At 33.6% G+C, this 2424-nt stretch carries 2 protein-coding genes; both read left to right on the forward strand.

What is annotated here, in order from left to right; all coding sequences use genetic code 11:
* Window positions 1-300: 300 nt before the first annotated feature.
* Window positions 301-1260: an alpha/beta hydrolase gene (locus ACLBWW_RS28530; protein ID WP_447614403.1), complete on the forward strand. Its 960-nt coding sequence runs from the start codon at window positions 301-303 to the stop codon at window positions 1258-1260.
* A 184-nt stretch (window positions 1261-1444) separates the two neighbouring features.
* Window positions 1445-2176 carry a DsbA family oxidoreductase gene (locus ACLBWW_RS28535; RefSeq protein ID WP_048543054.1) on the forward strand — a complete coding sequence of 244 codons (732 nt, stop codon included), beginning with the start codon at window positions 1445-1447 and terminating at the stop codon, window positions 2174-2176.
* Window positions 2177-2424: the final 248 nt, after the last annotated feature.

Consider the following 2424-nt stretch of genomic DNA (forward strand, 5'->3'; position numbering starts at 1 on the left):
TCTCTAGCGCCGATGGTAGTTGGGACCTTGTCCCTGTGAGAGTAGGACGTCGCCAAGCAACTTTAAGACGAGTCAGAATGACTCGTCTTTTTTGTGTTTTAAATTTCTTATCATCTTCAAGTAAGTAATCTGTATTCTTTTGATCCCCTCATATTCATTTTCTTTCATCATTTTTGATGTGTAGTTTAAGGTTGTCTATTCTATTTTTTGTAGAAGCAATCTATCGGTGTGTTAAAATAGTACAGTTGTTCTTCGAGGTACTTTAATATAGAAAGATTTAAACTTTTTTAAGGAGATAATATGAAAAAGATAGGTGTAATTACTATAGTAGTTTTAGTCCTTCTAGCAATTACTTATATGCTAGTCGGGAATTATTTTTATAATTATGCGTTGAATGCGAAACAAGAGAAAGAGTTTTTAGAGGATAATCCTCACTTAGTAGAAACTGTGAATGCATCGGGAGGTGTGTTCGCTACAAATGAAGAAAAGGATGCGAACTTTGTATCAAATCATAAACCTAATACACGAAACATAAATTCTTTCGATAAGTTGAAATTAACAGGTTATGAATATATGAATGAACAATCTAGCCATAAATGGGCAATTGTAGTTCATGGGTATAATAGTAGGGCATCGAAAATGACGAAATATACCCGGAACTTTTATGAACAAGGATATAACGTCATAGCGCCAGACCTTCGTGGGCATGGAAATAGTGAAGGTGATTATATAGGGATGGGCTGGCATGATCGTAAAGATATTTTGATTTGGATTCAACAAATTGTAAAGAAAGACCCTAATGCTGAAATAGCACTCTTTGGTGTTTCAATGGGGGGAGCAACTGTAATGATGACTTCAGGTGAAGAATTACCTTCTAACGTTAAAGTTATTATTGAAGATTGTGGATACTCAACTGTTATGGATGAATTTACGTATCAACTAAAAGATTTATTCCATTTGCCAAAGTTTCCTGTTATGAATGCGGCAAATACAGTTACAAAATTAAGAGCTGGATATGATTTAGAAGAAGCTTCAGCTATAAAACAAGTGGCGAAAAGTAAAACACCTATGCTATTTATTCATGGGGATGCTGATACATTTGTTCCTTATGAAATGTTAGATGAAGTATATAATGCTGCAAAAGTAGAAAAAGAGAAATTAATTGTTCCAGGTGCTGGACATGGAGAAGCCGAGAAGGTAGATTCGAATAAATATTGGAATACCGTATGGAAGTTCGTGGGGAGATACATTCCAGTGTAATTAGATTGTTTTAGATTTGTATATACGATAATCAGAAGGAAATGTTTTTATACTTTTGATTATCGTTTTTTCTATTTAAAAACTTATTTTAGTTTGTAGTATATAAGGTTTGAAGCATAAATTTTTGAATTCCTTATTGCCAGTGCTACAATAATTGAAAACTACATGTTAATGAGGTGTTTCTATGAAAATTGAAGTATGGTCAGATTTTGTATGCCCATTTTGTTATATTGGGAAACGTAGATTAGAAATGGCTTTAGAGCAATTTCCGCATAAGAAGGATGTTGAAGTGGAGTTTAAAAGTTTTGAATTAGACCAAAATGCTCCAATCTATTCTGGAACAAGTATTAATGAAGTACTTGCATCAAAGTACGGGATTAGTATTGAAGAAGCTAAGCGTAATAATGTACAACTAGGCAATCATGCAGCTAGTATGGATTTAAATTTTAATTTTGAAGAGATGAAGCCGACGAATACTTTTGATGCGCATCGTCTAGCTAAATTTGCAAAGGATCAAGGGAAAGAAAAAGAGATTACGGAAAATCTACTCTTTGCATATTTCACTGAATCGAGAAATTTAAGTGATGTGGATACGCTTGCTACTATTGCTGAAGCTTCAGGTTTAGATAAGCAAGAAGCTTTACGTGTTATTAATGATAAAGGTGCATATGCAAATGATGTTAGAATTGATGAAGCGATTGCTCAGCAATATCAAATTTCAGGAGTACCTTATTTTATTATTAATCAAAAGTATGCTATTTCAGGTGCGCAACCACTCGAAACTTTTGTCGGTGCACTTCAACAAGTGTGGGAAGAAGAGAATCCTGCACCTAAGTTACAAGAGCTTTCTTCAGAGGGTGGAAGCGATATGTCTTGTACGGATGAGAGTTGTTCGATACCTTCAAAAGAACAATAGTTTTTATGAAGGAATAGCAACCCATAGAGTATTTTATGGGTTGCTTATCTATTCTTATAGAAGAGGTATATAAATACATAATTTAATAACGTAAATAGGATTTATAAAAAATGAAGTTTTTTTATAAAAACATATTGACGGTTGTATCTTAGAGGTGTAATATAGAACAAGTCGCCGATGCAATAACGCAGAACGCGGCACACAAAATAAAAAACTTAGTTGACATTAACTAACGAAGATGTTAACAT

Source organism: Bacillus sp. M5A3_1b, assembly GCF_053345335.1.

Bases quoted from the DNA above. Each gene is read 5' to 3' on its own strand.
- ACLBWW_RS28530 (WP_447614403.1), top strand. From the start codon at position 301: ATGAAAAAGATAGGTGTAATTACTATAGTAGTTTTAGTCCTTCTAGCA.
- ACLBWW_RS28535 (WP_048543054.1), top strand. From the start codon at position 1,445: ATGAAAATTGAAGTATGGTCAGATTTTGTATGCCCATTTTGTTATATT.